The sequence below is a fragment of the Roseateles sp. P5_B10 genome, assembly GCF_056400485.1.
In genome coordinates this window covers 1-5,848 of sequence record NZ_JBFULE010000311.1, presented here as the reverse complement: position 1 = coordinate 5,848, position 5,848 = coordinate 1, and the positions used below count along the sequence as shown (strand labels likewise).

Annotated in this window: 5 protein-coding genes; all 5 read left to right on the top strand. The window is 66.0% G+C overall.

Annotated features, from left to right (window positions below):
* Positions 1–1,188 (top strand): TonB-dependent receptor domain-containing protein (locus tag AC1DU6_RS17850; protein ID WP_477858658.1); only part of this gene is annotated, 1,188 nt, incomplete at its 5' end.
* Positions 1,189–1,360: 172 nt separating this feature from the next.
* The gene (locus AC1DU6_RS17845) at positions 1,361–2,911 is read left to right on the top strand and encodes a tryptophan halogenase family protein (RefSeq protein ID WP_477858657.1); all 1,551 of its coding nucleotides are present in this window, start codon (positions 1,361–1,363) and stop codon (positions 2,909–2,911) included.
* Positions 2,912–2,927: 16 nt separating this feature from the next.
* The gene (locus AC1DU6_RS17840) at positions 2,928–3,623 is read left to right on the top strand and encodes a SapC family protein (RefSeq protein ID WP_477858655.1); all 696 of its coding nucleotides are present in this window, start codon (positions 2,928–2,930) and stop codon (positions 3,621–3,623) included.
* A gap of 23 nt (positions 3,624–3,646) precedes the next feature.
* Positions 3,647–4,612: a cupin-like domain-containing protein gene (locus AC1DU6_RS17835; protein ID WP_457321698.1), complete on the top strand. Its 966-nt coding sequence runs from the start codon at positions 3,647–3,649 to the stop codon at positions 4,610–4,612.
* A gap of 14 nt (positions 4,613–4,626) precedes the next feature.
* Positions 4,627–5,848: tryptophan halogenase family protein (locus AC1DU6_RS17830; protein WP_477858653.1), on the top strand; the 1,222-nt coding region annotated here is incomplete at its 3' end.

Genomic DNA, 5,848 nt, shown 5'->3' with positions numbered 1-5,848 from the left:
CAGTGGGACCACTCGTTCGACACGTCCATCCCGATGAACCTGTCGGTCGGTCTGCGCTATGAGCAGACGAAGATCACGTCCTCGTCACAAGTCACCTCCTACAACGCCACCACCTGGTATGCGGAAAACGAGGTGAGGCTCGATGGCGCAACCACGACCTTCGGTACCAAGGACGGCAAGTACAGCTATTGGCTGCCCAGCATCGACTGGGATGCCGACCTGACGTCCGATATCAAGGTGCGCGCGAGCTACGGTGTCAACATCGGTCGCCCGAACTTCGGCGACATGCTGGGCGGTGTCGCTCTGAACGCGAACTCGGGCCGCTACAACATCCACGGCGCCGGTTCGACCGGTGACCCGGCACTGAAGCCGCTGAAGTCCAAGAACTTGGACCTGTCTGCCGAGTACTACTACGCCAAGTCGTCGTATGTGGCAGCGGGCGCCTTCTACAAGAAGGTATCCGACTTCTTCACCACGAAAACGGTTCAGCAAACGTTCGCCGGCCTGAACCAGCCTGCCAGTGGCACGTATTTCGACGCTGCCCGGGCGTCGGGTATTCCTGCTGACAGTCCCAAGCTGCTGCGCAACTACATCTTCAAGAACTACAACGGCCAGCCGGGCGTCACGGTCACCGATGCCAGTGACCCGAACTTCCTGAAGGGCAACATTGCGGGCACGGTCCCCGGCGCCCAGCCGCTGATCTTCGACATCACGACGCCGTCCAATGCCGGTGGCGACAACATCAAGGGCCTGGAGTTCAACTTCCAGCACATGTTCAGCACCAGTGGCTTCGGCGTCTCGGGCAACTACACGCTGGTCCGCAGTGGCCTGAAGTACCGCAACGACGCGTCAAGCACCGATGTGCAGTCCCCTCTGGTGGGTGTCAGCGATTCCGCCAACGTGGTGGGCTTCTACGAAAACGACCAGTGGTCGATTCGTGCCGCCTACAACTGGCGCGATTCGTTCCTCTTGGGTAACGACAACGGCAACAACCCGCGGTACACCGAGGCCTATGGGCAGGTGGACGCGTCCATCGGCTACAAGATTGGCAAGAACCTGACCCTGCAGGCCGACTTGCTGAACTTGAACGATGGCTACATCCGCACCCACGGCCGCAGCAAGAACGAGATCATCTCCGCCATCCAGACGGGCCGCCGTTACCTGGTCGGTGCTCGCTATCGCTTCTGAGCGATGAGCACCGCCGCCCGGTAAACGCCCCTCGGGGCCGTTCGCCGGGCGACCCAGATTGGCCGAGGCGGGCGCGCAACGCCCACCTCGGCCAAATTTCCTTTCAGAATTCCTCGGCCTTTGCGGCGTGCCCGGCACCCGCACGGCCATACTTTGCGGGATGAGTTCCGAGGTGACGACAGCCGTTCGACGTATCGTGGTGCTGGGGGGAGGCTCGGCCGGTTGGTTGACGGCTGCGACCCTGGCGGCGGAACTGGGCGGTGACGGCCCCGACGCGCTGCAGATCACGCTCATCGAATCCCCCGACGTGCCCTCCATCGGCGTGGGCGAGGGCACCTGGCCGACGATGCGCGCCACGCTGCATCGCATCGGCCTCAGTGAAGTCGACCTGATCCGCGAATGCGACGCAGCCTTCAAGCAGGGCTCCTGCTTCGACGGCTGGCTGTACGGCGGAGCCGGTGATCGCTACTACCACCCCTTCACGTTGCCTCACGGCCATGGCGAGGCCGACCTGGCAGGCGCATGGCTGCAGGCGGGCGGCGAGCACGCGTTTGCCGAAAGCGTGGGTGCGCAGCCGCATGTGTGCGACGCACGCCTGGCGCCCAAGCAGACGACGACGCCGGAGTTCGGCGGCGTCCTCAACTACGGCTACCACTTCGATGCCGTCAAGCTCGGCCACCTGCTGCGCCGGCATGCGACGACGGTGCTCGGCGTCCACCACGTGGTGGACCACTTCACCGCCGTGCGCTCGCAGGAGAACGGCGACATCGCGGCGCTGACGACCCGTGGGCACGGCGACATCGAGGGCGACCTCTTCATCGACTGCTCGGGCCTGGCCAGCCTGTTGCTGGGCCAGCATTACGGCGTCAAGCTGCGCTCCGAGAAGGGCGTTCTCTTCAACGACAGCGCGCTGGCCGTGCAGGTGGCGCATGCCGATGCGCAGGCACCGCTGGCCTCCGCGACCATCTCCACCGCRCATGCCGAGGGCTGGACCTGGGACATCGGCCTGCCCACGCGGCGCGGCATCGGCTTGGTGTTTTCAAGCGGCCATACCGACGATGCCGCCGCCGAGCGCGCGCTGCTGGGCCATCTGCAGCGCAACGGGCTGTCGCTGGGCGACGCAACGCCACGCCGGCTGAGCTTCAGCCCCGGCTACCGCGAGCATTTTTGGCATCGCAACTGCGTCGCCGTCGGGCTGTCTGCCGGCTTCATCGAGCCGCTGGAGGCGTCCGCGCTGGCGCTGGTCGAACTGTCGGCCGCGATGATCCGCGACGAGATGCCTGCCAATCGCGCCGACATGGACCTCGTCGCCAAACGCTTCAACGAGGCCTTCGCCTACCGCTGGTCGCGCATCATCGACTTCCTGAAGCTGCACTATGTGCTGAGCCGCCGCGACGACGCGGACTACTGGCGCGAGCACCGCAGCGCAGCGACGCAACCCGAGTCGCTGCGCGAACTGCTGCAGCTCTGGGCTCACCGCGCGCCGTCGCGCAACGACTTCTATCGCAACGAAGAGGTCTTCCCCGCCGCGAGCTACCAGTACGTGCTCTATGGCATGCATTTCAAGCCCGCGCTGCGGGCCCCGCGTGCCGACCAGCGGACCCAAGCCGAAACCGGCCTCAAGGACGTGACGACAATCACCCGGCGGTTGCTGGGCGGCCTGCCCCGCCACCGCGATCTCATCCAACACATCCGCGAGCACGGCATGCCGCCGGCCGCTTGATTTCCAGAGCCCATCCATGCCGCAACTGCTCAACAACATCCAGCACAAGGACCTGCGCGTCATCACCCAGCGTGGCGCGCAATGGGGCGACGACATCATGTCGGCGCCCGTCACGGTGGACGAGTTCCGCAAGCTCCAGGCGCATTACCCCATCGTCTTCCAGCCCGATGGCAAAGGCGGCTTCGCGCCGGCGGCGCTGTTCGGCCTGCAGGAGGGGGAGAACCTGTTCCTGAACGAGCAGGGCTGGGATGCCGACTACCTGCCGCTGTCCGTGCAGCGCCTGCCGTTCTCCATCGGCATCGCCGATGACGAGCTGCGCATGATGGTCGACATGGACAGCAAGCGCGTCAGCCTGGGCGCCGAGGGCGAGGCCGTGTTCCTGCCGCATGGCGGCACGACCGACTTCACCGAGAACGCGAACTCCGTGCTGCGCACGCTGCATGAGGGCTTAGAGGCCACGACCGACTTCATCCAGACGCTGATGAAGTACGAACTGCTCGAGTCCTTCGTGCTCGACGTGGAGCGCCCTGACGGCTCGCATGGTCAGCTGGCGGGCTACTACATCCTCCAGGAGGAGCGCCTCGCCGCGTTGGACGCCAGCACCGTCGGCCTGCTGCACCAGGCCGACTACCTGCAGCCTATCTACATGGCCATCGCGTCGCTGTCCAACTTCACCAAGCTGATCAAGCGCCACCTCGCACGGGAGGTCTGAGCAGGATGTTGGAGCGCAGTGATGTGAGCGCCGAAGCGATCCCGGCAGACGTGCTCCAGTCCACCCAGCCCGTGCTGATGCGCGGCTTGGTCGGGCGCTGGCCGCTGGTGCAGGCCGCGCAGCGGTCCGACGCCGATTTTTGCGACTACCTGCGCGGCTTCGGCGCCGACACGCGCCTGGCCCTCTGGCGCGGCGCACCGGAGATCGGCGGGCGCTTCTTCTACAACGCCGACTTCACCGGCTTCAACTTCCGGCACGAGACCCACACCTTCGGCGCGCTGCTGGACGAGCTGCTGGCCGGCACGCCGGACGCCCTCTACCTCGGCTCCACCGGCATCGACCACTGCTTTCCCGGCCTGCGCCCGCCCAACGACCTGCCTGCGCTGGCGCCCTTCAACCCGCATGCGAGCATCTGGCTCGGCAACCGCATGCAGGTAGCCACGCATTTCGACCTGCCGGACAACCTTGCCTGCGTCGTCGCCGGTCGGCGCCGCTTCACGCTCTTCCCGCCCGAGCAGGTGGCCAACCTCTACGTCGGTCCGCTGGACCTGACGCCCGCTGGCCAGCCGATCAGTCTCGTCGACCACGCGCGGCCCGACCTCGTGCGTTTCCCGCGATACGCGCAGGCGCTGGAGCATGCGCAAACCTTCGAGTTGCTGCCAGGCGATGCGCTCTTCATCCCCAGCCAGTGGTGGCATGGCGTGGAGTCGCTGGAGCCCATCAGCGCGCTCGTCAACTTCTGGTGGCGGCAGTCCCCGGCCTTCATGGACGAACCGATCAACACRCTGTTGATGGCCTTGCTGTCGCTGCGCGACCTGCCGCCGGCCCAGCGCGATTCCTGGCGCGCGCTGTTCAACCACTACGTCTTCGACGCTGACGAAACGACGGCGGCCCACATCCCGCCCGCCGCGCGCGGCATCCTCGCGCCGATGACCGACAACAGCGCCCGCCAGCTGCGCTCGATGCTGCAGAACCGACTCAAACGATGAGCTCATCCACGACCATGACCACCGCTCCCAAACCCATCCGTCGCGTCGTCATCGCCGGTGGCGGCACCGCCGGCTGGATGGTGGCCGCGGGCCTGTCCAAATGCCTGGGCAAGCATTACGACATCCGGCTCGTCGAGTCCGAGGAGATCGGCACGGTCGGCGTTGGCGAGGCCACGATCCCGACGCTGCACATCCTGCACGAGATCCTGGACCTGGACGAGCGCGAGTTCATCCAGGCCACGCAGGCCACGTTCAAACTCGGCATCAGCTTCGAGAACTGGCGCAACGTCGGCGAGAACTACTTCCACTCCTTCGGCAAGACCGGCAAGGGTCACTGGACGGCCGGCTTCCACCATTTCTGGCTGGAAGGCCGCAAGCGTGGCCTGGCGAGCGACTACGGCGACTACTGCCTGGAGCTGCGCGCCGGGCTGGACAACCGCTTCGCGACGCTGCCCGACAACGGCATCAACTACGCCTATCACTTCGACGCGACGCTCTACGGCCAGTACCTGCGCCGCTTCTCCGAAGCGCTGGGCGTGCAGCGCATCGAAGGCAAGATCGCCAAGGTCCACACCGATGCCGCCAGCGGCGACATCACCGGCCTGCAACTCGATGGCGGCGCGCTGATCGAAGGCGACTTCTTCATCGACTGCACCGGCATGCGCGCGTTGCTCATCGGCGAGACGCTGGGCGTGCCCTACGAAAGCTGGTCGCACTGGCTGCCCTGCGATAGCGCCCTGGCCGTGCAGACCACGCTGGTCGGCGAGCCCGTGCCCTACACCCGCGCCATCGCCCACCCTTGGGGCTGGCAGTGGCGCATCCCGCTGCAGCACCGGGTCGGCAACGGCGTCGTGTTCAGCAGCAAGCACATCAGCGACGACGACGCGAAAGCGGCGCTGCTCGCCAACATCGAGGGCGAGGTGCTGCGCCAGCCGCGCGTCATCAAGTTCACGCCCGGCCAGCGCGAGCAGGTTTGGAAGAAGAACTGCGTCGCCATCGGCCTGGCCAGCGGCTTCCTGGAGCCGATCGAATCCACCAGCATCCACCTGATTCAGAAGGGCCTGACCCGGCTGATCGAGCTGTTCCCGACCGATGGCGTGCGCCAGAGCGATATCGACGAGTACAACCGGCAGACGCAGGAGGCGATCGAGGTCGTGCGCGACTTCATCATCCTGCACTACCACGTCAACAACCGCACGGACTCGGCCTTCTGGCGTGACTGCCGCGAGATGGATG